This window comes from Rhizobium sp. AN73 (assembly GCF_030757975.1).
Classification (GTDB): domain Bacteria; phylum Pseudomonadota; class Alphaproteobacteria; order Rhizobiales; family Rhizobiaceae; genus Agrobacterium; species Agrobacterium arsenijevicii.
Genome location: NZ_JARWME010000001.1, coordinates 958668 through 981931, shown reverse-complemented (window position 1 = coordinate 981931; position 23264 = coordinate 958668). Strand labels below are relative to the sequence as shown.

The following is a 23264-nucleotide window of genomic DNA, read 5'->3' as shown; positions in this document are numbered from 1 at the left end:
GTCGAAAATTGGCAAGATAAAAATGGGTTTGCAAAAATAAGACCAACATATTATGCCGTACGGATGTGATGAGGAGATTTACAGTGAAAGCGCCAGATCAGGACATCAAGGCGTCTGCTGTCGATGAAGTTGTAGGCCAGATACGCGCTTTGATAAGGGAGCGGGGCCTGGGTGTCGGTGATGTGTTGCCCAGCGAGGTCGAGCTTGCCGAAATGTTCGCGTCCAGCCGCAACACGGTGCGCGAGGCGTTTCGCACGCTCAAGGCCTATGGCATCGCCGAATCTCGCCAGAAGCTCGGGGCTGTCCTGACCGACCAGCATCACAATGCGATGCGCGACCTGTTCGCCTTCGCGATGGATGTTTCGGCCGACGCGTTCCAGGACATTCAGGGTTATCGCCGGCTGACGGAAATGAACCTTTTCGATCTGCTCATCGAGCATCTGACGGCCGAGAAGCTGAGTGAAATCGAAACGGTCAATGCGTCGATCCTGACCGCGACAAGTGCCGAGGAAGCCTCCGAGATCGATTTCAAGTTCCACATGCTGCTGGTGACGGCTGCCGGAAACCGAACGCTGACGGAAACCTATGGCATGCTGAAGCCGGTGATCCAGCGGTTGATGATGGCGGGTAAATCGAAACGCTCGACCTTGAAGGGCGTATTCGGCGAACACCAGGCGATCATCGATGCATTGCGGAGTAAGGATCGGATCGCCTTCTCCTATCATATGGACCGGCATTTGAGTGCGGGTCTGGTGTTCATTCCGAACGCCACCGTGTCGCGAAATTCCAAAATCAAATAAGGGACTGGTATCGTGGGTGATTTTACCGACAAGATTGCTGTTGTGACCGGAACAACCGGTATTGGCCGCGCCGTAACGCTCAATCTTGCGCGCAGCGGGGCTCGCGTCGTCGCTCTTGGGATCGACGTTGCGGCCAATACCGAGCTCACAGGACTTGCAGCCGCCGAAAAGCTCGACGTTCTGGTGCTGGAGACAGACGTTGCCGATCCCGCAGCCGTGAGCATCTCTATCGGCAAGGCCGCAGAATTGGCCGGTGGCATCGATATCATCGTCAATTCGGCAGCAGTTCACCCCTATGGGGATGCGACCGAGACGTCTTTCGACACATTCATGCACTGCATGGCTGTCAATGTTGGCTCTATTCATCTTACCGCACAGTTCGGCGTTCCCGAGATGCGCAAGCGTGGCGGCGGCGTCATCGTCAACATTTCGAGCGTTCAGGGACATGCCTGCCAGAGTGGTGTTTCGGCTTACGTAGCGTCGAAGGGTGCTATCCATTCCATGACCCGCGCCATGGCGCTTGATTTCGCAGCCGACAAGATCAGGGTTGTTTCTGTCAGTCCGGGTTCGGTGCGTACGCCGATACTGGAACTGGCTGCGCGCACATTCGAAGGTGCGGATGCCGATATCGAGGCTGTATTCCAGCGCTTTGGTGCCGCCCATCCGCTCGGCCGCATTGGCGAACCGGAGGAGGTGGCCGATCTAGTCGCCTTTCTGGCCTCGGCTAAAGCGGCTTTCATCACCGGGACCGATCATCGCATTGACGGCGGACTGACCGCCGGCATCGGCGTGCACTAAGATCAAGCCGAAGGCGCTTCAAAATGACTACCAAACTGCTGAGAAGCGATATCAATCGTATTCTGCGTGAAGCAGAAACCTTCATGGCCTCATTCGGCTACGTGCTGCCACCGTTTGCGAACTGGACGCCAGCCGAGATGCGGGCGCGTGAGGGCGAGATCACCAATATCACGCGATCGGGTCTCGGCTGGGACATCACCGATTTCGGCATGGGAGACTTCGAAAAGACCGGTTTGTTGCTGTTCACTTCCCGCAATGGCAGGCTGGCCGATCTGAAGCGTGGCGGCGGAATGCTCTATGCCGAGAAGGCGATGATTTCGCGCCTTGATCAGATCACGCCGAGCCATACGCATATTCTGAAAACCGAAGACATCATCAATCGCGGCGGCGGTACGCTCGTTGTCGAGCTGTTCGGTGGAAGTAATGGATTGTGTGACCGCGACAGGGGCACATCGGTGGTTTGCGATGGCATCGAGAGGACGTTGCCGCCAGGTGCAAGGCTGCGGTTGCAGCCCGGTGAAAGCGTCACGTTGATGCCCGGTGACTGGCACGCATTCTGGGCCGAGACGTGCGATGTATTCGTCGCGGAAGTGTCTACCGTGAACGATGACGCGACCGACAACATCTTTGAAGACCCGAGGGTCACCCGGTTTTCCGGCATCGAGGAGGATGCTGATCCGTACCGGCTGCTGGTGTCCGACTACGCCACGTGGCTTACGTGATCATCGACGCTCTTCGGATGGTGTGATCGTGCCCGTTCTGCTTTTTGTACTTCAACGCCGGCAGCCCGTTAGAAATCCCTGATCCTGCGGAGATGCGCCTGTATAGCGCAGAAAGCCTCATAACGATTATTGTGGGTCGCCCGGATATCACCGGATACCGGTTGATAGACGCGGCCTGCCTTGCTGAGGGCCTGCATGGCCTGTTTCAGATCGGAGAAGGCATGCGCGGCTGTCGCACCCAGAAGTACTGCACCCAAAAGCACGGGTTCGGCCGTTCGGGGAGAGATGATAGGTTTGCCGCTCGTATCTGCGAGAATCTGCCGGGTCAGATCGTGCTGACCGGCTCCACCGCTGATGATGATTTGCTGTATGTCGGCGCCTGCTTTCGCCTGCGCTTCGATGATCTGTCGCAGACCATAGCCGATGCCGCAAAGACCCGCGACGTAGAGCGCCACAAGACTATCGAGATCTCTCTCCATTCCTAGCCCGGTAATGGCGGCGCGGGCGGGCGGCCAGAGCCACACCGCCCGACAGGACCACCGAAGCAGCAGTCAATGGCGCCGCTCCGCCAGTGCCAGCAACCATGTCTTTGCGCTGCTCTGCCTGGTTGGTAAGCGCTTTGCACTCTGCCTTCGCAACTTTATCGGAGGCGCCCAAGCGTCCGACCGATGGGACGTCGTGGCCGGAGCATTATCGTCCCGGCCGAATATGTTGCGTAGCTCCGGTCTCGAGTGGGCCTCAATCCGGTCGAATGGCGACGGCGGAACCTGGGCGCCCGTTGAACAGCTCGTTTGATGTCACGTAAGTGGTTTTTCGAACACGCCAACGAAGATGGCCGTCAGTGGTCTGCCTACCTAACTTTAGCCCTGGTCGTAGCCTGATAGTGTGTTCGACCCGTGTGAAAGCGCGCGTGAAACGGGAAGCATTATTGCTGTAAAAATAGTTTAGCAATTTTTATTGCATAATAGAATTTCCATCAGTATGTTGACGATGCGACGGGTCGAACCCGCCGCATGGGAGAGAAGCGCGAAGCGTTTTTAATGCTTCGCAGATGATGGTGCCGAGGAGGCCAATCGCGAGACATGATCACGTTCGAGGCGGAGCGTTTGCGCTCTACGCCAAGGCGAAGCCGTGTCTGGCGAGGAGCGGAACGAATGTTCACACCGCTTCGATGATTGCTGGGATTTAACGGAGGAAGAAATTCATGATGAAGAAGTTTGCAATGACTACCGCATTTTGCGCTCTGATGGCAGGAGCCGCGCAGGCCGAAACAATCGGCGTCGCAATGTCGTTGTTCGACGATAACTATCTCACTGTGCTTCGCCACAACATTGAGCGCCATGCAAAGGACCTTGGCGTCGAAGTCCAGATGGAAGACGCGCAGGGCGATATTGCTCGCCAGCAGTCCCAGATTGAAAACTTCGCTGCGGCAGGTGTCGACGGCATCATCACGATGCTCGTAGATGCCGACTCCGGCAAGGCAATGTCAAAGGTCGCAGAAAAGGCCGGAATTCCATTGGTCTTCGTAAACATGCTGCCTGCGAACATGGACACGTTCCCCAAAAAACAGGCTTGGGTCGGCTCCGATGAGGAGCAGGCCGGCGAGTTGCAGGCTACCGAAATCTGCAAGCTCGCAGGCGGCAAGGGCGACGCGGTCATCCTCATGGGCCAGCTCGGAACGACTGGCCAGCGCGGCCGTACGGCCGCCGTGGAACGTGTCCTGAAGAGTGATGCCTGCAAGGGCATCAAAGTGCTCGACCAGCAGACCGCAAACTGGATGCGCACCCCGGCACTCGATCTGATGACCAACTGGACGACCTCGGGCATCAAGCCAGCCATCGTTTTCGCCAATAATGACGAAATGGCGCTCGGCGCAATCCAGTCGCTCAAGTCTTCCGGCGTCAAGATGGATGACGTGATCATCGGTGGCGTCGACGCCACGCAGGACGCTCTCGCAGCGCTGGAAGCCGGCGACCTCGACGTCACTGTCTATCAGTCTGCGAAAGGTCAGGGCGAAGGCTCGCTCGATACCGTTCTCAAGATTGCCCGCGGCGAAAAGACCGAACAGCGGGTAGTCGTTCCGTTCGAGCTCGTAACGCCGGGGAACGTGGCTCAGTACAAGTCCAGCAACTAAGCACCGGGTAACGGCGACCGGGGATGTTCCCGGTCGCCACTGCCTTCGCCAACTTGGCGATGCCTGCCAGACACCACGGGTGATACATGATTTCTACCGCGACCTTGCAAGCGATCGAGCATTTCAAAGCGATCGCAGGACCGTATCTTCTGGAGATCGAAGGGATACGTAAGGAGTTTCCGGGAGTGGTTGCGCTGGATAACGTGCAATTTCGCCTCCGTCCGGGCACCGTTCATGCCCTGATGGGCGAGAATGGTGCGGGGAAGAGCACCCTTATGAAGATCATCGCGGGCGTCTATACGCCGGATGACGGCATTATGAAGCTGAGGGGCGAGGAAGTTCGTTTGAAAAGCCCAAGGGATGCCTTGGAGCGGGGGATCGCGATGATCCACCAGGAACTCGCCCTTATGACATCGATGACGGTCGCCGAAAACATCTGGATTCGGCGCGAACCAAGGAATGCGCTCGGCCTCATCGATCACAAGCGCATGATTGGAAATACGAGGGAGTTGTTCGCTCAGCTGAAGATCAAGATCGACCCGACCGCGGAAGTGAGTACGCTGACGGTGGCGCAAAAGCAGATGATCGAGATCGCCAAGGCAGTCAGTTACAGATCCAACGTCCTGATCATGGATGAGCCCACATCGGCCCTCACGGAATCGGAAGTGACGCATCTCTTCGAGATCATCCGGGACCTCAGGTCCCGAAACATCGGCATAGTCTACATCACCCATAAAATGAACGAACTGTTCGAGATCGCCGATGAATTCTCGGTGTTCCGGGACGGCCAATATGTCGGGACCCACGCCAGCACCGACGTTACCCGCGACGACATCATCCGGATGATGGTCGGACGCGAAATCACGAACATGTTTCCCAAGGAGGAAGCGCCGATCGGCGATGTGATCCTGGAAGTCAAAGACCTCGGGCTATGCGGTGTATTTAGCGGTGTCAGCTTCGACTTGCACCGCGGCGAAATTCTAGGCGTGGCGGGGCTGGTTGGCTCGGGCCGCTCCAATGTTGCCGAAGCCATTTTTGGTGTCGTGCCGGCCACGGAAGGATCGATCACGATCAATGGCAGGGAGACAACGATCAATTCACCCGCTGACGCGATGCGCGCCGGCATGGCGCTTCTTACGGAAGACCGCAAGGAAACGGGTTGCTTCCTGCCGCTGACCATTCTCGAGAACATGCAGATCGCGGCGCTACAACACGGCCATTCCCAGTTGGGTTACGTGGATGAGAGCGGTCTGCGCATTTTGTGCGACGAGATGAAAAAGGCGATGCGCATCAAGACACCAAACCTTGATGAACGTATCGAAAACCTTTCCGGCGGAAATCAGCAAAAGGTGTTGATCGCCCGATGGCTGCTGACAAAGCCGAAGATATTGATCCTCGACGAGCCGACGCGGGGAATTGATGTCGGCGCCAAGGCCGAAATTCATCGTCTGATTTCCAATCTGGCGAAGCAGGGCGTGGCCGTCATCATGATCTCGTCGGAACTGCCCGAGGTTCTCGGCATGTCGGACCGCATTCTCGTCATGCATGAGGGACACATGACAGGAATCCTGGATCGGGCCGACGCCGATCAAGTCAAGATAATGGAACTTGCGGCCCGCTGAGGTCGCAACGACGAAAATGCCGAGGAGGAAACAAGATGGAAAACGTGCAAACGGAGCCAGTCGGCCGAACCCAACGAAAACTGCCGCAGGAGTTGAACATCCTGACAGTGCTGATCGGGGTGGCGCTGGTTTTTGAACTCCTGGGCTGGTTCGTTCAGGGGCAGAGCTTTCTGGGAAATCCGCAACGTCTCACGATCATGATCCTGCAGGTCTCTGTCGTTGGCATCATCGCCATTGGAGTAACGCAGGTCATCATCACGGGCGGTATCGACCTCAGCTCCGGTTCTGTCGTTGCGATGACCGCGATGATCGCCATGAGCTTTGCGCAAACGAGTGAATTCGCCCGCGCCATCTATCCGGGGCTCACCGATTTGCCTGTAATCGTGCCTGTCATGATCGGCGTCGGTCTCGGATTGATCGCGGGAGTTATCAATGGCGCACTGATCGCAATGACCGGAATACCGCCCTTTATCGCAACCCTCGGGATGATGGTTACCGCGCGCGGTATAGCAAAGTGGTACACCAAGGGGCAGCCGATTTCATTCCCCACCGATGGCTTTGCGACCATCGGTTCGGGAGCGTGGCCAGTTGCCATCTTCCTGCTCGTGGCTGTGTTTTTCCATCTCGCACTTCGTTACACCCGCTACGGAAAGTTCACCTACGCCATTGGCGCGAATGCACAGGCTGCTCGTGTTTCGGGCATCAACGTGCAGGCGCACCTTGTTAAGGTCTACGCCATCGCGGGCCTTCTGGCTGGCCTTGCCGGGGTCGTAACGGCCGCCCGCGCCGAAACCGCACAGGCGGGCATGGGTATGATGTATGAGCTGGATGCGATTGCGGCCGCCGTTATCGGCGGGACATCCCTCTCGGGCGGACGTGGCCGGATATTCGGCACCGTCATTGGCACGATCATCCTCGGTCTGATGATGTCCGGCTTTACCTTCCTACGCGTTGACGCCTACTATCAGGAAATAGTCAAAGGCCTGATTATCGTTGCTGCTGTCGTAACCGACGTCTATCGGCAGAAGGCACGGGTCAAGAAGAGCTGAATTGTCTTCACCCAGAGCTTAACAGTCTTCGAGGCGCAACATGGCCTATGGGTTCTTTACCACCCCCTGGAATTGGCCGTCACAATAGTGGCGGTTTTCCTTGTGGGCCTTTCCAAGGGTGGGCTCGGCGGAATGAGCCTTCTCGGGGTGCCGTTGATGGCTTTGGTAATGTCGCCAATTACCGCGGCGGCAATCCTTCTGCCAATTCTGGTCGTCATGGACGTCGTCAGCGTCGCGGCTTGGAAGAATTGGGTGAGCTGGAGAATACTCCTGCTCGTTTTGCCGGCCGCGCTCGGCGGAATTGGACTGGGCTGGTTGACGGCCGAAATCACATCCGATGCGGCCGTGCGGCTGATCGTGGGATTGGTGTCTTTGGCGTTCGTTTTTCGCGCTGTCTTCGGAAGAAACGCGACCAAGGCGATCCCCGGTGAACGTCCAGTGGCTGCCAGCTTTTGGGGAACCCTCGCGGGCTATACCAGTTTCGTGGCACATGCGGGCTCTCCGCCTCTGCAGGTCTACATGTTACCGCTGCGACTTGACCCTAAGATCTTCACGGGTACGACGGTGATGTTCTTTGCGATCACCAACGCCCTGAAGCTGGTGCCCTATGCCGCGCTTGGCGGATTTGGTTTCCAGAATCTCGGCCGTGCTGCCATCATGATGCCCCTTGCGGTTGCTTCGACATGGCTCGGTGCGTGGACCGTCCGCCGCATGGACGCCGCCATTTTTTATCCGATGACCTACATCTCGGTCACCGTTGTCGGGGCAAAACTCGTATGGGATGGCGTGGTTGGCCTGTAGCCGCTAAAGCCCTGTCACCGTTGGAATTCGAGGAGCGGTCGTGTTCTTTTGAACCCGGGCCGCCACGGCGACAGTCAATGCCTGGGCGAGACACATGGGCGCGGCAAGCGAGCGGGAGAAGGTGTAGTCGTGTTCAGGAACAGCAAACAGGACCTTGGCGGACTTCGCCAGCGGAGAGAGTGTGCTGTCTGAGATCGCGACGACGGGAACGCCGATCTTCTGCGCCTCTTCAACGATGTTGACCACTTCGTTTGCGTAGAATCGGAACGATACCGCGATCAACGCATCGGTGCTCTTCATCGTGCGCGCCATGTGCGTGGCCAAGCCGCCACCGGGATCAAGCAGTACACAGCGCTTGCCAAGCATTGTGAGGATGTAGCGCAAGAGTTCCACGACGGGGGCCGAGCGTAACTGGCCGATCAGGTAAATCGTGTCGGCTCCATCGATGACGTCAGCGGCCATTGCGAGGTCTTCGCCACTGGTCCGTTCGAGTATGTCCTGCAGGGAGGCAATGTCGCGCACGACCAGATCGTGGAGAAAGCCGTATTCGGAACGGTCTTCTCGGTTCTGCAGTTCGTTGTCGAGTGCCCGGACCCTGGCCTCGAAGCCCGGCGCAGCCGTCGCCAGCCGCTTTTGAAACAGAAGCTGAAGCTCTTTGAAACCCTTATATCCAAGGGCCTGAGCGAACCGGACGAAGCTCGATGCGTGCATACCGCATCGGTCGGCGATCGTATTGACCGACTGAACGGCCACTTCATTGGGATTTTGAGTGAGATAGACCGATATCTTCTGATAGGTTTTGCTCATCTGATCATGGCGTTCATGGATCAGACGGATCAACTCTTCATAGTCCCTGGGCGATTCGGTGGGCGAGGGTTGTTGCTTCATGACAAAACCTTGCAATATCTGTTGCGAAAAACCAAGGGGTATCGGGTCTATTCGATCGCATCGGAGCCTTCATAAAGGAGCGGACGTCCGGGGGAGGGTCCGGACGTCCGGGAGTAGGGCATGCCGCCTTTCAAACCGCTCAGGCTGGTACGCCGATCCACTGACGCGTGGATGACGAGCGCTGGATCGTCTCGACCAGTGTTTGAATGCGAAGCCCGGCGGCGAAGCCGAACGGTTCTTCGATGGTGCCGGCGATCGCGTGGATGTAGCCGGCGACTTCGATTGCCTTGAGATCGTTGAACCCAAGCTGATGGCCGGGTGCTACGCAGAAGCGACCATAGGGCTCGTGGTCGGGAGCCGCCTCGATCTTACGGAAGCCGCGGCGTCCGACCGGGTCGCGGCTGGAGTAGAAGTGGAGCTCGTTGAAGCGCTCTTGGCTAAAATGGAGCGCACCCTCGGTGCCATAGACCTCGAAATCATGCTGCATCTTTCGTCCGGTGGCGATCCAGTTGCCTTCGATCGATCCCTGCGCTCCATTGGCGAAGCGGACAAAGGCGCGTCCGACGTCGTCGACTTCCACCTTTTTTGTGCCGCCCCTGCCGTCAGGACGTTCGCCGATCATGGTAATGCAATCGCCCATGACCTCGGTGATCGGGCCAAGCAGGAATTCAGCGGTTGCCAATGCATGCGATCCGATATCGGCAAGAGCACCCCCGCCGGCCGGATCGTGCCGGAAGGTGAACGCCCCTGCCGCATCGACCATGTAGTCTTCGGCATGTAACCCACGGTATCCGCGAATTTCACCCAGCTCACCGTTGACAATCATTTCTTTTGCAAGCCGAAGCATGGGATTGCAGAGGTAGTTGAAGCCGACCTGGGTTTTCACGCCCCGAGCTGACGCGGCCTGTGCCATCTCAAGGGCATCCGCAGCAAGCGGTGCCAGAGGCTTCTCACAATAAACATGCTTGCCAGCATCAATGGCCGCCAGGGCCATTTCCTTGTGCAGGGCGTTTGGCGCGGTGATATCGATGACGTCGATATCCGGATTGGTGATCAGCGACCGCCAGTCGGATGTCGAATGTGCAAAGCCGAAGTCGGCAGCCGCACGCGCCGCGGCCTCGTCGGTAATGTCGGCGACGGTGTGCAGCTCAATCTCATAGGGAAGGTCGAACACCTTTTGTGCGGAGGCGAAACCGAAGACGTGGGCTTTGCCCATGAAACCGGTACCGATCAGTCCAACGCGAAGAACAGGTTTGTTAGGCATATGTGTATTCCGGATTGACGATGAGGGCGCGGTCTATGGTGCCTGCCAGAAAATTCACGGCGTTCTGGATCGCGGCGATGGCCATGCGCTCTCCGCATTCGGCGGTGAGGCCAGCGATATGCGGAGACAGGATGGCGTTGTAGTGTGCAAGCAGCGGCGAATCGTTGGCCGGGGGTTCGTCGTCGAAGACATCCAGCCCAACCGCACCGATGCGCCCGCTCACCAGAGCCTCGTTCAAGGCACGTTCGCAGACCACGCCGCCCCGTGCGGTGTTCGCCAACACCACACCGCGCTTCATTGAGGCGATTTCCGCCACTCCGATGGCGGGCTTCGGACCTTTCGGAATGTGAACGGAAATGTAGTCCGCCCACGGAAGCCCGTCTTCAAGTGTGGTCGGTGCGACCGCACCTTCCGGCCAGCCTGACTGTTGAAGGAAGGGATCGTAAGCCCGGATCTGCATGCCGAATCCCGATGCCATTCGGGCCAGATGTCGGCCTATACGACCATAGCCTAGAATGAGAAGGTTCTTGCCGGAGACTTCCTGTTGCTCGAGTTTGTTGCGCCAGCCCCATTGCCCGGCTTCACGCACGGACCTGTCAGCCAAAATGGCGCGTTTGGCACCCGCCAGAAGCTGCATCATCGCGTGTTCGGCAACCGAGACCGAGTTCACGTCGCCGACGATGGTCAGCGCGATCTTTCTGCGGTTGAGTTCTGCGAGGTCAACTGAATCGTAGCCGACGCCGTGTCGAGATACGACCTTCAGGCGCCCGGCTTTGGCAATGGTTGCTGCTGACAGGGGCTGGGTGCGGATGACGATCGCGTCGGCCGTATCGATGAACGGCGCATACGAGGCTTCCGATACCTCTTCGACGTAGTTTACCGAGTAGCCGTGCGCGGGCAGTTCACGCAATATGGCCTCGCCGGAAGGGTGCATTTTCCCGGCAACAAGAAGGTTTGGCATCAATATCCTCCTGGCCGTTCAGTGGAGGCGGTGACCTTCGTCGTGAGTTTGCGGAAAGTGGCTACGGATTCGGCCGCGGCTGCCGCAATGAGACGGCTGTCGCCAGACACCGTCGTCATGTTGAAACCCCACTCGACGGCACGCGCTGCATACTCGGCCGTGCCGCAATGAATCGCCGCCTTGATGCCATTACGGTGGCAGGCGTCCTTGATACGCTTGATGGCCTCGATGACTTCCGGTTCTTCCCGGTCGAAGGCCGGCGTCAGCTGTCCCTTGGAGAGTGAGAAACTGAGGTCCGCCGGGCCGACATAGATGCCGTCGAGACCGGGAGTGGAAGCGATCTCCTCCAGATTTTCCATTGCCTCGGCAGTTTCGATCATTGCGAAAGCGAGGATTTCGTCATTCGCCTCCGCCGAATAGTTCGCTCCGGCGGCGTAGATGGCGCGCGTTGGCCCAAAGCTCCGTTCCCCAATTGGGGGGTAGCGCATGTAACGAACGAATTGTTCGGCCTGCGCGCGGGTGTTGATCATCGGGCAGATGATTCCGTATGCGCCAGCGTCCAGAACCTTGGATATCCAGGAGGGGTCCAGCCACGGTACGCGCGCCATCAGAACCTTGTCCGACGCACGCATCGCCTGGAACATCCCCAACACGTCCTTGTAATCGATCGCACCGTGCTGGATGTCGATGGAGATGGCGTCGTAGTCCTGGGCGGCCATGATCTCGGCCGTGAACGGGCTTGCGATCGAAAGCCATCCGTGGAGGACAGGGCGTCCTTCAGCCCAGATTTGTCTCAGCTTGTTCTTTTTCATGATCTTGATCCTTAGAAAACGAGCTGAGCGAGTTTGGTGTCGAGGTAATCATCGATGCCCTCAATGCCGCCCTCGCGCCCCATGCCGGAGTGATTGGTCCCGCCAAACGGCGCTTCAGACGCCGCAAGAGCAAAGCTGTTGATGCCGACCATGCCTGACTTCAAAGCCGCAACGGTACGGCGCGCCCTGTCGGGTGAGCGGGTGAATGCGTAGGCCGACAATCCCATGTTCGAGGCGTTCGCGCGCGCAAGGGCTTCCTCCTCGCTGCTGAACCGGGTGATTGCCGCGATTGGCCCGAAGTTCTCTTCGGCAAAGACCTTCATGTCATCGGTGACATTGGTCAGCACCGTCGGCTCGAAGAAAAAGCCGTGGTTCAACTGGGCAGGCCGCTTGCCGCCATGGGCGAGAGTCGCGCCTGCCCGGGTGGCATCGGCGACAGTCTCCTCAATTTCCTGCAGGCGGCGAGCGTTGATCAACGGCCCCATCCCCGTCTCCGCGTCCAGACCGTCGCCGAGTTTGATCTTGGCGGCACGCTCAACGAAACCTTCGACAAAGGCGTCGTGCAGGCTGTCGTGGACGAAGATGCGATCCGGCGTGACGCAGACCTGTCCGCAGTTGGCGAACTTGGTCGGCACGGTCAGATCAAGAGCGTTCTTGAGATCGGCGTCGTCGTAGATGATCAACGGTGCGTTGCCACCCAACTCCATCGATACCTTTTTGACCGTTGCCGCCGCGTCCCGGATCATCTGCTGGCCGATGCGGGTGGAGCCCGTCAGCGACACTTTGCGGACGCGGGTGTCGGCCATGATCGGACCGTAGGTATTGTCTGTCGAACCGACAACCAGATTGACCGCGCCGTCCGGAAGCCCGGCTGCGCGAAGGCAATCGACCATGACCATGGCAACGCCCGGCGTCTGCGAAGACGGTCGAAGGACGACAGAGCAACCTGCCGCAAGTGCCGGAGCAAGCTTGCGCGCGGGCAAGGCTGCGGGGAAGTTCCAGGCGGTGAACGCCCCGACAATGCCGACGGCTTCGCGGCTGACTTCGAACCGTCCACCCGGCACACGACTGTCGATGATGCGCCCGTAGATGCGACGCGCCTCTTCGGCGAACCAGCGAAACTGATCGCAGGCAAGGGCCCATTCACGCCCGGCCTGCGCTATGGGCTTGCCGGTTTCCATTGAAATCATCCGTGCGGCTTCATCCGTACGACGAAGCATTTCATCCGCGGCTTTGTGCAGGGCCTCGGCCCGGCCGAAGCCGCCCATTTCCCGCAATTTCGGCAGAGCGCTTGCCGCGGCGTCGATGGCCTGGCGAGTCTCTGAAGCCGTCGCGAGCGGTACGGTTCCGATCGTCTTTTCGCTGACTGGGGAGATGACATCTCCCGTAACAGCGCCGGGCACCCAGCTCCCGTTGATGAACAATCCAAATTTCGCGTACATGGCTTACCCGATTTCGTTCGTGTTGACGGAGCGTCCTTCGGCAATCGAGAGCATGGCGGCTTCGGCAAGGATAAGCGCCTGGCGTCCGTCCTCGAACCCGACTTCCGTGGGTGTGCCCTTTTCGACCGCATCGACAAACGAGCTGATTTCCGCGGCGAATGCGTCGGCATAGCGCTCGATGAAGAAGTTCATCAAAGGAGCAGCCTGATCGGTGAAGCTCTCACTATAGAGACGCATAGTGTTGAGCGGCCTGTTCTCGGAGATCGCCATTCCACCGCTGCCGAGCGCCTCGACGCGCTGGTCGTATCCGTAGATGGCGCGCCGCGAATTGTTGATGATGCACTGCTTGCCCGAGGCGGTTTTGAGGACGACGGTCACGGTGTCGTAGTCACCGCATTTCTGCATCAGCGCCGGATCAACGAGCCTTGATCCCGTCGCGCTGACCGCTGTGACGTCTTCACCGAGGATGAAGCGTGCCATATCGAAATCATGGATTGTCATGTCCCGAAAAATCCCGCCGGACACCTCTATATATGAGGCGGGTGCCATGCCGGGGTCGCGTGACGTGATGATCACCTGATGCAGATCGCCGATGGCTCCGGATTCAATTGCCTGGCGAACCGCGCGATGCCCGGTGTCAAAGCGGCGGACGAAGCCGAGCATGATCGGAATGCTGGTCCCTGCAATTTTTGCTGCACAGGCGTTTACGCGTTCAAGGGAGAGGTCGATCGGCTTTTCGCAGAGAACCGGTTTTCCAGCCGCTATCGCCTTTTCGAGAAGGTCGGCGTGGGTGGGTGTCGAAGTCGCGATCAACACGGCGTCGACTTCGCCCGAAGCGAACACAGCTTCGGCCGATTCTGAATTGTTTTACGCCCAGTTTCTGGGATACTTCCTGCGCCGATGGCCCATGCACATCGAAGACCCCCGCAAGAGCCGCGCTGGGGTGCGCAGCGATGTTTTCCGCATGCATCCGACCAATACGACCCACGCCTAGAACGGCTATTTTCAGCATCTGAATTCCTCCCGAGATATTTTCGCAATAATCATTGCAAACTATTCCATTTGTCAATATGCATTCCAGAACAAACCGAAATTCACATCCGCAGGAGGAGGCGAGATGACCGCGAAGACCATACGCCTGACCATGGCTCAGGCTCTTGTACGCTACCTATGCAATCAGTTTACCGAGATCGATGGCGAGCGCGTTCCCCTGTTTGCCGGGGTGTTTGCGATCTTCGGCCACGGTAATGTAACGTGCCTTTCCGAAGCGCTTGAAACCGTTCAGGATCAGCTGCCGACATGGCGCGGCCAGAACGAACAATCCATGGCATTGGCGGCAATCGGCTTTGCCAAAGCGAAGCGTCGGCGGCAACTGATGGTCGCCGCGACATCCATTGGTCCCGGCGCGCTCAATATGGTGACAGCTGCGGGCGTGGCGATGGCGAACCGCCTTCCCGTGCTCCTTATTGCGGGGGATACATTCGCAAGCCGATTGCCGGACCCGGTTCTTCAGCAGGTGGAACATTTCGGTGATCCGACGCTGACCGCAAACGATGCCTTCAAGTCCGTTGTTCGCTACTGGGATCGCATCGTCCTTCCGGAGCAATTGCTCCAGTCGTTACCCCAGGCGGTCGCGACGATGCTTGATCCGGCCGACTGCGGCCCGGCGTTCATTGGTCTTGCCCAGGACACCCAGGAACTCGCCTATGACTACCCGGAGGTGTTCTTCGAACCCAGGCTATGGAAGATTCCGCGCCCGCGCCCCGATCGGGACGCGGTTGCCGCAGCGGCTGAACTCCTCGCGAAGGCGAAGCGCCCGCTCATTATCTCTGGCGGCGGCGTTCGATACTCGGGAGCCGAAGATAAGCTCGCGGAGTTTGCCGAAAAGCGCGGAATTCCCGTTGTCGAAACGATCGCCGGCAAGGGTGCATTCACCCACCATCATCCGGTTCATGCCGGACCGATCGGCATCGTGGGGTCAACCTCGGCCAATGCGCTGGCGAAGGATGCCGACGTGATCGTCGCGATCGGCACGCGCCTGCAGGATTTCACGACAGGGTCCTGGACCGCATTTTCACGTGACGCCCAGTTTATCTCGATCAATGCGGCCCGCTACGACGCCATCAAGCACCGCGCGCTCGCGGTTGTCGGCGATGCGCTTGAAGCCGTCTCAGAGCTGGACGAGGCCCTCGGGAGCTACAAGGCCGACGCATCTCTCATGCAGCGCGCGAAATCGCTGTTCGCGGAGTGGAACCAGTTGCTCGACGAACATCAGGCTCCCACCAATGTTCCGGTTCCATCCTACGCACAGGTGGTTGGGGTCCTCAATAAGGTTGCCCGTCCCGAAGATACCCTGATCGCGGCTGCCGGTGGTACACCCGGCGAAGTCACCAAGGGCTGGCGCGTCAAGAACCCGAACACCTTCGACTGCGAATTCGGTTTCTCGTGCATGGGCTATGAAATCGCTGCGGGTTGGGGTTGCTCGATGGCTCAGGACGGTCCGGGCGGCGCTGGCGGCACCCCGATCGTCATGCTCGGCGACGGCACCTACATGATGATGAACTCCGACATCTATTCGGCCGCCCTCACGGGCCACAGGATGATCGTCGTCGTTTGCGACAATGGTGGTTATGCCGTCATCAACCGGCTTCAACAGGCCAAGGGTGTTCCCGGCTTCAACAATCTTCTGGCCGACTGCCGCATTCAGGATCGTGAAAATCCGCTCCATGTCGACTTCGTCAAACATGCCGAGGCCATGGGTGCCAAGGCGCGCAAGGTGGAGAGCCTTGGTGACCTCGAGGATGCGATGAACTGGGCGCAGGGCAATGAAGGCGCGACGCTGATCTCGATCGTTTCCGACGCGTGGAAATGGGTTCCTGGCGACGCGGATTGGGATGTGGGCGTTCCGGCCGTCTCGACCTTCGAAAGCGTGCGTGCTGCTCGCGCCGCTCAGGAAAAAATCCGCGAAGCGCAGCGTTTGGGAGTTTGAAATGAAAGCAAGACTTGGAATCGCGCCCATCGCCTGGTGGAACGACGATCTCGCCGAACTGTCTGACGATGTCAGTCTCGAAGAATGCCTAAGACAGGCGTCTGAGGCAGGCTTCACGGGCATGGAAACCGGACGTCGGTTTCCGATGGATATGGCGGAGCTCGGACCAATCCTTGATCGCTACGGGATTTCCGTCTGCGGTGGCTGGTTCTCTGGCCTGCTGCTGGATGGCGACATCGAAGCAGAGAAAGACCGCATTGCGCAGCAGATGGAATTCTTCATCGCGGCAGGAGCGCCATGCATCGTCTACGGCGAAACAGCGCGCTCGATCCAGGGCGTGCGCTCTGCTCCTCTTTCGACCAAGCCCAGGCTCGATGAGCGAGAAATGGCGGCTTACGGGCGGAAGCTGTCAGAATTTGCTGACTGGTGCGCCGGGCAGGGGATGCCAATCTCCTATCATCATCATATGGCGGCGGCCGTCGAGACGGAAAGTGAACTGGACCTGCTGATGAAGCATTCGTCCGTTCCGCTGCTCTTCGATGCCGGACATATGGCATTTGCGGGTGGTGACGTGCTGCGCGTGATCGAAAACCACCACGCGCGCATCACCCATGTCCATACCAAGGACATTCGTCGTGAAGTGGTGGACGTGCTCGACCGTAGCGCCGAGAGCTTCCTCGATGCGGTTATCAAGGGGGCCTTTACCGTTCCCGGCGATGGCAGCCTGGACTTCGAGACGATCGCCAAAGCCTTGGCTTCCAAAGGCTACGAGGGCTGGTTCGTCGTCGAAGCCGAACAGGACCCCGTCAAAAATCCACCACTGGATATGGCCCAAAAGGGACACAAAGAGCTTCTCCGCGTCATGGACGCTGCAGGGTATGAGGTCATGAAATGAGCAGGATTGAAGGAAAAGTCGCGGTTATCACCGGTGGCACGCAAGGCTTGGGAGCGGCAATCGCCGAGCAATTTGCCGACGCTGGGGCAACCGGCATCGTCATCGTCGGTCGCGGTGTGGAAAAAGGCCAGGCCGTTGCAAAGCGCATCACGGACAAAACCGGAGTGCCGGTTGAACTGGTCGCCGCTGATCTCGGCGAGATCAAAGACGTCCAGGCGATCATTCCTGCTGCCGACAAGCGTTTCGGCCGCGTCGATATACTGGTGAATGCCGCAGGTCTGACCGACCGCGGCAATATGCTGAACACCACGCCGGACCTCTTCGACCGCATGTTTGCGGTCAATGCCCGCGCGCCGTTCTTCCTTATCCAGGACGCGGCCAAGCTGATGATCCGCGATGGCATCGAGGGCAGGATCGTCAACATCGGGTCGATGTCAGGTCTGGCTGGTCAGCCTTTCCTCGCACCCTACGCGGCCTCGAAGGGCGCCCTGTCGACAGTCACGCGTCATGCGGGCTTCTCGCTCATGCGTCACCGCATCCATGTGAACCAGCTGGATATCGGCTGGATGAACTCCGACCATGAGCGCAAGCTGATACTCTCGGAAACCGGCGATCCGCACTTCATCGACCGGGCCGCTGCCGCCAAACCGTTCGGCCGTATTCTTGACCCCAAGGAAGTCGCCCGCACGGTCCTGTGGATGGCGTCCGACGAGAGCGGCATGATGACAGGGGCAGTCATCCCGTTCGATCAATCGGTATACGGCGGCTACGACGACGCCCCCGTACCAGCAAGCAAGCTGGAGGCCTGAGGTGCGCACGATCAAGGGACCAGGTGTATTCCTGGCACAGTTTGCGGCGGACGAGGCCCCGTACAATTCCCTGCCGTCTCTCGCCCGCTGGGCAGCAGACAAGGGTTTCAAAGGCGTGCAGATCCCCACTTGGGATACTCGCCTGATCGATATGAAGCAGGCCGCCGAGAGCCAGACCTATTGCGATGATCTCAAGGGCCTGCTTGGCGAGCACGGCTTGGAAATCACGGAGCTGGCATCCCACATCACGGGCCAGCTCGTGGCGGTGCATCCCGCCCATGACAAGATCATGGACAGCTTTGCACCCGAACACGTCCGCGGAAACCCCGGCGCGCGACGCGCCTGGGCGGAAGAGCAGCTGCGGTTTGCGGCCCGCGCGTCAAAGCGTTTCGGCATTGATCGCCATGTGACATTTCCCGGCGCTCTCCTTTGGCCTTACCTCTACCCTTACCCGCAATGGCCGGAAGGTCTCGTTGAGGAAGGCTTCGACGAGCTGGCTCGCCGCTGGAAGCCGATCCTGAACGATTTCGACGAGTATGGTGTGGACGTCTGTTACGAAATCCATCCGAGCGAGGACCTGCACGATGGTCATAGCTGGGAGCTGTTCCTCGACAAGGTCGATGAGCATCCCCGCGCCAATCTGATGTACGACCCGTCGCATCTGGTTCTGCAGGGCATGGATTATCTGGCCTTCATCGACCACTACCACGAGCGGATCAAGACGTTCCATGTGAAGGATGCCGAGTTCCGTCCCGACGGAAAATCGGGTGCCTATGGCGGCTACCAGCCATGGTCCAAACGGGCGGGCCGCTTCAGGAGCCCCGGCGATGGCCAGATCGACTTCGGTGCGATTTTCACCAAGCTGACGACATACGGTTTCGATGGCTGGGCAGTGCTCGAATGGGAATGCTTCGTCAAGAACCCCGAGGATGGTGCGGCTGAAGGCGCACGCTTCATCGCCGACCACATCATACGCGTTTCGGACCGCGCCTTCGATGATTTCGTCAAGTCCGGCGCAAATCGCAGCGCCAACCGGGCAATGCTCGGACTGGAGGAACAATGAGTAAGAGACCTCTTCGCTTAGGCATGGTCGGGGGTGGCCAGGGTGCCTATATCGGCAATATCCATCGCCTGGCATCGCGCCTGGACGGTAACTGGACACTGGTCGCAGGCGCATTTGATGTCGATCCGGACCGAGGGCGTGAATTCGCCATCAATGAAGGTCTCGATCCTGCTCGAAGCTATGGGACCTTCCAGGACCTGATTGCGGGTGAGAGTGCGCGCGAAGACCGTGTCGACGCGGTGGCGATCTGCACGCCGAACTTCACCCACTATCCGATTGCGAAGGCGCTGATCGAAGCTGGCTTCGATGTCATATGCGAAAAGCCCCTGACGGCGACGCTCGAGGATGCCGTCGCCCTCGAGACGCTGTCGCGGGAATCCGGGAGGTTTGTCGGCGTGACCTACACCTATTCCGGTTATCCCATGGTTCATGAGGCGCGGGTTCGCGTTGGCCGTGGCGAGATTGGTGACATCCGCACGGTGCAGGTCGAGTATCCGCTGGAATGGATGGCGACCGCGATCGAGCAGAAGGGCAATGCTCAAGCCGCCTGGCGTACCGATCCGAAGAAAAATGGCCGTGGCGGATCGATTGGCGACATAGGCACCCACGCCTATCATCTTGCAGGGTTCGTGACCGGGCTGACGCTTGAAAAGCTCGCAGCCGACCTTGCGACCTTTGTCCCGGGACGCGCCCTTGATGACAACGCTCACGTCTTGATGCGGTACGAAGGCGGCGCGCGGGGCCTTCTCTGGTCATCGCAGGTCGCGCTTGGGAATTCCAACGGCGTGCGGCTGCGGGTATTCGGCGCAACTGGATCGTTTCAGTGGTTTCAGGAACAACCGAACGAACTGATCTATGCGCCGCTCGACGGCCGCGTGCAGACCATCAAGCGGGGAGCAGACGATCTGTCCGAAGACGCCAAGGTTCGCTCTCGAACACCGCCTGGCCACCCTGAAGGGTACCTCGAAGCCTTTGCCAATCTTTACTGTGGTTTTGCGGAAGCTATTCGTGCACGACTGGCAGGGCGCGAACCCACGGCGATTGGGCGCAACATTCCCCTGGCGTATGATGGATTGAAAGGCGTGGCCTTCGTGGAAGCGGTTGTTGATAGCGCCGAAAGCGACACCCCCGCTGGATCAAACCCATCGCGGTTTGACGAAGCCTGTCACGTTGTTCGACGACAAAGAAGGCGGATGCAACGTTGGAAGCATCCGCCTTTTCGATGTAAGCGGTATCTCGGAAAAACATGTCCGCATCATCCGGAAACTGATCCTGACCCGCGAGGCGGTCCGCAAGATACTGAAAGCTCAGAAGTTCGACCGACCGTGGAAAGACCTGTCTGTCAAGCTGCGCGTCGCCTGGTCGGGCTTCGTGCGCGATTTCGGGCGGATCATGAACTCGACGATTTCAAGGGCGAGCGGGAGCGCTATTGCCAGCGGTTGGCTGATTGCACGCCGGTCGCTTTCATGTCGTCCGTCTCTCATGGTTCCGCTCTGTCGCTATCGCGATAGGCGGTGTTCATCGTCGCCCTCAGCGCGACTACGCAGCATGGCAAAGATTTGCCAAACGCACCACGGGGTCGAAGGTTTGAGTCCTTTCAAGGCCCCCGTAATGTTAAATGCGAACCAAGGTCTCCTGCGGTGCTCATCATTTGGCGTATGCGCTTAATCAACTCATCAAGGACAGCAATTCTCTGTGCACCAATAGGTCGTATCGCGTAGTAGGACACTTCGATCTTTGGTTCGAATGGTATCGCCACCACTTCGGCGCCGGCAGAACGCAGACTGGTATGATCCACGATGCCGACGCCCATGCCCGCCGATGCAAAGTGGCAGCAGTTCAGCATTGATGTTTCCATCGTGCTTATCGGTTGGTGGTCTTCGATTGAGAAGGCGCGGTCGAGCGCCAGCCTGAGCGGAGAATTGCGGCCGGGAATGAGCACTCGTTCATCGAGAAGGTCATTAGGCGTGACAACCCGGCGGGATGCCAGGCGATGATCTGCCGTCATTGCCGCGACGGCATGGGAACTGTGTAGAAGCGTGGCGTTTTTGTCTGCCATTCTGGGAGAACCGAAAACCAGACCGAGATCGTAGCGGTTCTGATCGACCATGTCCCAGATGTGGCGGCTGTTTTCGACGTCGATGACCAGCGGAATGTCCAGCCGGTCACCAATCACCTCGACAATTGCCTTGTGAAGATAAGGTCTTACCAATGATGTGACAGTGCCGATCCGCAAGACAGTGTTCTTGTGTGCTCGTATGTCATCGGCCGCCTGGGCGATCTGGTCCAGACCGAGATACAGTCGTTCGACCTCCCGGTAAAACTGCGTGGCTTCGGCGGTTGGAACCAACCTGGCACCGACCCGTTCAAACAACCGCATCTGCACGATATCTTCGAGATCGCGGATAAGACGACTGACGGCCGGCTGGGTGACGTTCATGGCTTCGGCGGCGGCAGTAATGCCACCGGTCATCATCACGGCTCGAAACGCTTCGACCTGCCTCGGTTTCAGCCTCACTTGGTTTCCTCCATAACATTGCGGCATGGTTTAAGTACAAAATGCAATTTTTCTTTTGCTAGGTAAAACGTTAATTCGTCTTTTACCCGCAGGGAGCGCGGGTTGGACAACCCGGAGGAGTCCCCGTTATGAAGTTTTCTGTTTTCGCAGCCGCAGTGGCAGCGTCCGTTTTTGCCATGCCGCTCGCAAGCCAGGCGAGGGATCTGACCGTTGGCCTGTCTGCCTCAACGACATCCATGGACCCGCAATTTTATGTTGTCGGCCCGAACAGCGCGATGGCGCGCAATATTTTCGATGGTCTCGTCAACCAGGATGATAAGCAACAGATCCAGCCTGCGCTTGCGGTTTCTTGGAAAATCGTCGACGACACAACCTGGGAATTCAAGCTGCGTGAAGGTGTGAAGTTCCACGACGGTAGCGATTTTACCGCTGAAGACGTGATCGCCAGCATCAGGCGCATTCCACTTGCCTCGACCAACAGCCCAAGCTCGTTTGCCGCTTACGTGAAGGCCATCACCGAGGTGGAAGCCGTCGATCCGCTGACGGTTCGTATCAAGACCGCCGGTCCGACACCGCTTCTTCTCAACAACCTCAGCCGTATCGCCATTCTTCCGGCCGAAATGGAAAAGGTCGCGACTGGAGAAATGAACACAGGCAAGGGTGTCATCGGCACCGGCCCGTTCAAGTTTGTTTCCTGGTCGCCGGACGACAATGTCGTTGTTGCACGCAATGATGCCTATTGGGGCGAAAAGGCCGCATGGGACAAGGTAACCTTCCGCGTCTTCAAGAACCCGAGCGCCCGCGTTGCCGCCATGCTTTCTGGCGATGTCGACATGATCGAAAGTATCCCGACGGCCGATACCCGCCGGTTTGAGGCGTCGGACAAGCTGAAGGTTGTCAATATCGCCGGCAACCGCATCATGTATCTGCACATGGATCAGGCCCGCGAGGAGTCGCCGTTCGCCAAGGGACCTGATGGCAAGAACCCACTTCTGAAACCGGAAGTCCGTCGCGCATTGTCGCTCTCGATCAACCGTGAAGCACTTGTCGATCGTATCATGGACGGACAGGGTGTTCCGGCCGGTCAGGTCGTCCCGGAAGGTTATTTCGGTTACGACCCGGCAATCAAGGTCGATGCCTATGATCCGACAAAGGCCAAGCAGCTGCTTGCCGATGCGGGTTATCCGAACGGTTTCTCGCTGACCTTCCACGCCTCGAATGACCGTTATCCGAATGACAGCAAGGTTGCGCAGGCCATCGGCCAGTTCTTCAGCCGTGTCGGCGTGAAGACCGAAGTCGCCACCCTGCCGGGCAGCGTCTATTTCACACGCGCCTCGAACCTCGAGTTCTCGTTCATCATGGGGGGAGCGGCCGTGGAAACCGGCGAAGCCTCCGGCGTTCTTGGCCCGATCCTCGAAACCTATGGCGAGAAGGCCGGGCAGGGCAATCGTGGCCGTTATTCCAACCCGGAATTCGACAAGGCGCTGAACGAAGCCCGTTCGACCCTGGACGATGCCAAGCGCGAGGTACTGTTGAAGAAGGCGACGGAAATCGCGATGACCGATCTCGGCGTCATACCGGTTTTCTATCTTGCCAACACCTGGGCGGTGAAGAGCGACATCAATTATGCCGGCCGCTCCGACGGTTATACGCTTCCCTACTACGTGAAGCCGAACTGATCGAAGAAAAGGAGCGGT

Annotated in this window: 19 protein-coding genes and 3 pseudogenes; 14 read left to right on the top strand and 8 right to left on the bottom strand. The window is 58.6% G+C overall.

Going from position 1 to position 23264, the window contains the following annotated elements:
* Positions 1–83: 83 nt before the first annotated feature.
* The 3 genes from RBH10_RS04315 to RBH10_RS04305 are packed head-to-tail and all read left to right on the top strand — an operon-like array spanning position 84 to position 2320.
* Entirely contained in the window at positions 84–800 is a 717-nt protein-coding gene (locus RBH10_RS04315) for a FadR/GntR family transcriptional regulator (RefSeq protein WP_306180433.1), read from the top strand.
* A 12-nt stretch (positions 801–812) separates the two neighbouring features.
* On the top strand, positions 813–1598 hold the full coding sequence (locus tag RBH10_RS04310; RefSeq protein WP_281039750.1) for an SDR family NAD(P)-dependent oxidoreductase: 786 nt from the start codon (positions 813–815) through the stop codon (positions 1596–1598).
* A 23-nt stretch (positions 1599–1621) separates the two neighbouring features.
* Entirely contained in the window at positions 1622–2320 is a 699-nt protein-coding gene (locus RBH10_RS04305) for a D-lyxose/D-mannose family sugar isomerase (protein WP_306180431.1), read from the top strand.
* 68 nt (positions 2321–2388) lie between these two features.
* On the opposite strand, the gene RBH10_RS04300 is transcribed toward RBH10_RS04305, so the two are convergent.
* Entirely contained in the window at positions 2389–2844 is a 456-nt protein-coding gene (locus RBH10_RS04300) for an FGGY-family carbohydrate kinase (protein ID WP_281038888.1), read from the bottom strand.
* A gap of 683 nt (positions 2845–3527) precedes the next feature.
* On the opposite strand from RBH10_RS04300, the gene RBH10_RS04295 reads away from it, so the two are divergent.
* From RBH10_RS04295 to RBH10_RS04280, 4 genes are all read left to right on the top strand, one after another.
* On the top strand, positions 3528–4454 hold the full coding sequence (locus RBH10_RS04295; RefSeq protein WP_045024593.1) for a sugar ABC transporter substrate-binding protein: 927 nt from the start codon (positions 3528–3530) through the stop codon (positions 4452–4454).
* Between the two features lie 86 nt (positions 4455–4540).
* On the top strand, positions 4541–6076 hold the full coding sequence (locus RBH10_RS04290) for a sugar ABC transporter ATP-binding protein (protein ID WP_306180430.1): 1536 nt from the start codon (positions 4541–4543) through the stop codon (positions 6074–6076).
* A 35-nt stretch (positions 6077–6111) separates the two neighbouring features.
* Positions 6112–7125, top strand: coding sequence for an ABC transporter permease (locus tag RBH10_RS04285; RefSeq protein WP_281038890.1), 1014 nt, complete (start codon positions 6112–6114; stop codon positions 7123–7125).
* An 87-nt stretch (positions 7126–7212) separates the two neighbouring features.
* Positions 7213–7926 carry a sulfite exporter TauE/SafE family protein gene (locus RBH10_RS04280; protein ID WP_306180571.1) on the top strand — a complete coding sequence of 238 codons (714 nt, stop codon included), beginning with the start codon at positions 7213–7215 and terminating at the stop codon, positions 7924–7926.
* Between the two features lie 3 nt (positions 7927–7929).
* Here the strand turns inward: RBH10_RS04280 and RBH10_RS04275 are convergent, their stop codons facing one another.
* The 6 genes and pseudogenes from RBH10_RS04275 to iolG form a co-directional block, all read right to left on the bottom strand.
* A complete protein-coding gene (locus RBH10_RS04275; RefSeq protein ID WP_045024563.1) occupies positions 7930–8814 on the bottom strand; it encodes a MurR/RpiR family transcriptional regulator in 885 nt (294 codons plus the stop codon).
* 139 nt (positions 8815–8953) lie between these two features.
* On the bottom strand, positions 8954–10078 hold the full coding sequence (locus tag RBH10_RS04270; protein ID WP_281038892.1) for a Gfo/Idh/MocA family protein: 1125 nt from the start codon (positions 10076–10078) through the stop codon (positions 8954–8956).
* A complete protein-coding gene (locus RBH10_RS04265; protein WP_281038893.1) occupies positions 10071–11039 on the bottom strand; it encodes a hydroxyacid dehydrogenase in 969 nt (322 codons plus the stop codon). Before RBH10_RS04265 ends, RBH10_RS04270 begins: the two co-directional genes overlap by 8 nt.
* Positions 11039–11851 carry an HpcH/HpaI aldolase/citrate lyase family protein gene (locus RBH10_RS04260; RefSeq protein ID WP_045024569.1) on the bottom strand — a complete coding sequence of 271 codons (813 nt, stop codon included), beginning with the start codon at positions 11849–11851 and terminating at the stop codon, positions 11039–11041. Before RBH10_RS04260 ends, RBH10_RS04265 begins: the two co-directional genes overlap by 1 nt.
* Before the next feature lie 11 nt (positions 11852–11862).
* A complete protein-coding gene (locus RBH10_RS04255) occupies positions 11863–13293 on the bottom strand; it encodes an NAD-dependent succinate-semialdehyde dehydrogenase (protein WP_281038894.1) in 1431 nt (476 codons plus the stop codon).
* 3 nt (positions 13294–13296) lie between these two features.
* A pseudogene (gene iolG, locus RBH10_RS04250) lies at positions 13297–14305 on the bottom strand (inositol 2-dehydrogenase).
* A gap of 105 nt (positions 14306–14410) precedes the next feature.
* Here iolG and iolD point away from each other — a divergent pair.
* The 6 genes and pseudogenes from iolD to RBH10_RS24855 all read left to right on the top strand — a co-directional run.
* Positions 14411–16282 (top strand): 3D-(3,5/4)-trihydroxycyclohexane-1,2-dione acylhydrolase (decyclizing), encoded by a 1872-nt coding sequence (gene iolD, locus RBH10_RS04240; RefSeq protein WP_281038896.1) that lies wholly within the window; start codon positions 14411–14413, stop codon positions 16280–16282.
* 1 nt (position 16283) lies between these two features.
* Positions 16284–17177, top strand: a complete 894-nt coding sequence (gene iolE / locus RBH10_RS04235) for a myo-inosose-2 dehydratase (RefSeq protein ID WP_281038897.1) — start codon at positions 16284–16286, stop codon at positions 17175–17177.
* Positions 17174–17986 (top strand): SDR family oxidoreductase, encoded by an 813-nt coding sequence (locus tag RBH10_RS04230; RefSeq protein ID WP_045024579.1) that lies wholly within the window; start codon positions 17174–17176, stop codon positions 17984–17986. Before iolE ends, RBH10_RS04230 begins: the two co-directional genes overlap by 4 nt.
* A gap of 1 nt (position 17987) precedes the next feature.
* Positions 17988–19049, top strand: coding sequence for a sugar phosphate isomerase/epimerase (locus RBH10_RS04225; RefSeq protein ID WP_281038898.1), 1062 nt, complete (start codon positions 17988–17990; stop codon positions 19047–19049).
* Between the two features lie 23 nt (positions 19050–19072).
* Positions 19073–20205, top strand: a pseudogene (locus RBH10_RS04220) (Gfo/Idh/MocA family protein).
* A 74-nt stretch (positions 20206–20279) separates the two neighbouring features.
* Positions 20280–20459, top strand: a pseudogene (locus RBH10_RS24855) (hypothetical protein); the annotation flags it as partial.
* Positions 20460–20646: 187 nt separating this feature from the next.
* Here the strand turns inward: RBH10_RS24855 and RBH10_RS04215 are convergent.
* Positions 20647–21567 (bottom strand): LysR family transcriptional regulator, encoded by a 921-nt coding sequence (locus tag RBH10_RS04215; protein WP_281038900.1) that lies wholly within the window; start codon positions 21565–21567, stop codon positions 20647–20649.
* Between the two features lie 128 nt (positions 21568–21695).
* Here RBH10_RS04215 and RBH10_RS04210 point away from each other — a divergent pair, with 128 nt between their 5' ends.
* Positions 21696–23246, top strand: a complete 1551-nt coding sequence (locus RBH10_RS04210; protein ID WP_281038901.1) for an ABC transporter substrate-binding protein — start codon at positions 21696–21698, stop codon at positions 23244–23246.
* The last annotated feature ends 18 nt before the right edge of the window (positions 23247–23264 follow it).

Excerpts from the sequence above, each read along its gene's own strand:
- RBH10_RS04305 (WP_306180431.1), top strand. The coding sequence starts at position 1,622 with ATGACTACCAAACTGCTGAGAAGCGATATCAATCGTATTCTGCGTGAA.
- RBH10_RS04295 (WP_045024593.1), top strand. The coding sequence starts at position 3,528 with ATGAAGAAGTTTGCAATGACTACCGCATTTTGCGCTCTGATGGCAGGA.
- RBH10_RS04290 (WP_306180430.1), top strand. The coding sequence starts at position 4,541 with ATGATTTCTACCGCGACCTTGCAAGCGATCGAGCATTTCAAAGCGATC.
- RBH10_RS04285 (WP_281038890.1), top strand. The coding sequence starts at position 6,112 with ATGGAAAACGTGCAAACGGAGCCAGTCGGCCGAACCCAACGAAAACTG.
- RBH10_RS04275 (WP_045024563.1), bottom strand. The coding sequence starts at position 8,814 with ATGAAGCAACAACCCTCGCCCACCGAATCGCCCAGGGACTATGAAGAG.
- RBH10_RS04270 (WP_281038892.1), bottom strand. The coding sequence starts at position 10,078 with ATGCCTAACAAACCTGTTCTTCGCGTTGGACTGATCGGTACCGGTTTC.
- RBH10_RS04265 (WP_281038893.1), bottom strand. The coding sequence starts at position 11,039 with ATGCCAAACCTTCTTGTTGCCGGGAAAATGCACCCTTCCGGCGAGGCC.
- RBH10_RS04260 (WP_045024569.1), bottom strand. The coding sequence starts at position 11,851 with ATGAAAAAGAACAAGCTGAGACAAATCTGGGCTGAAGGACGCCCTGTC.
- RBH10_RS04255 (WP_281038894.1), bottom strand. The coding sequence starts at position 13,293 with ATGTACGCGAAATTTGGATTGTTCATCAACGGGAGCTGGGTGCCCGGC.
- iolD (WP_281038896.1), top strand. The coding sequence starts at position 14,411 with ATGACCGCGAAGACCATACGCCTGACCATGGCTCAGGCTCTTGTACGC.
- iolE (WP_281038897.1), top strand. The coding sequence starts at position 16,284 with ATGAAAGCAAGACTTGGAATCGCGCCCATCGCCTGGTGGAACGACGAT.
- RBH10_RS04230 (WP_045024579.1), top strand. The coding sequence starts at position 17,174 with ATGAGCAGGATTGAAGGAAAAGTCGCGGTTATCACCGGTGGCACGCAA.
- RBH10_RS04210 (WP_281038901.1), top strand. The coding sequence starts at position 21,696 with ATGAAGTTTTCTGTTTTCGCAGCCGCAGTGGCAGCGTCCGTTTTTGCC.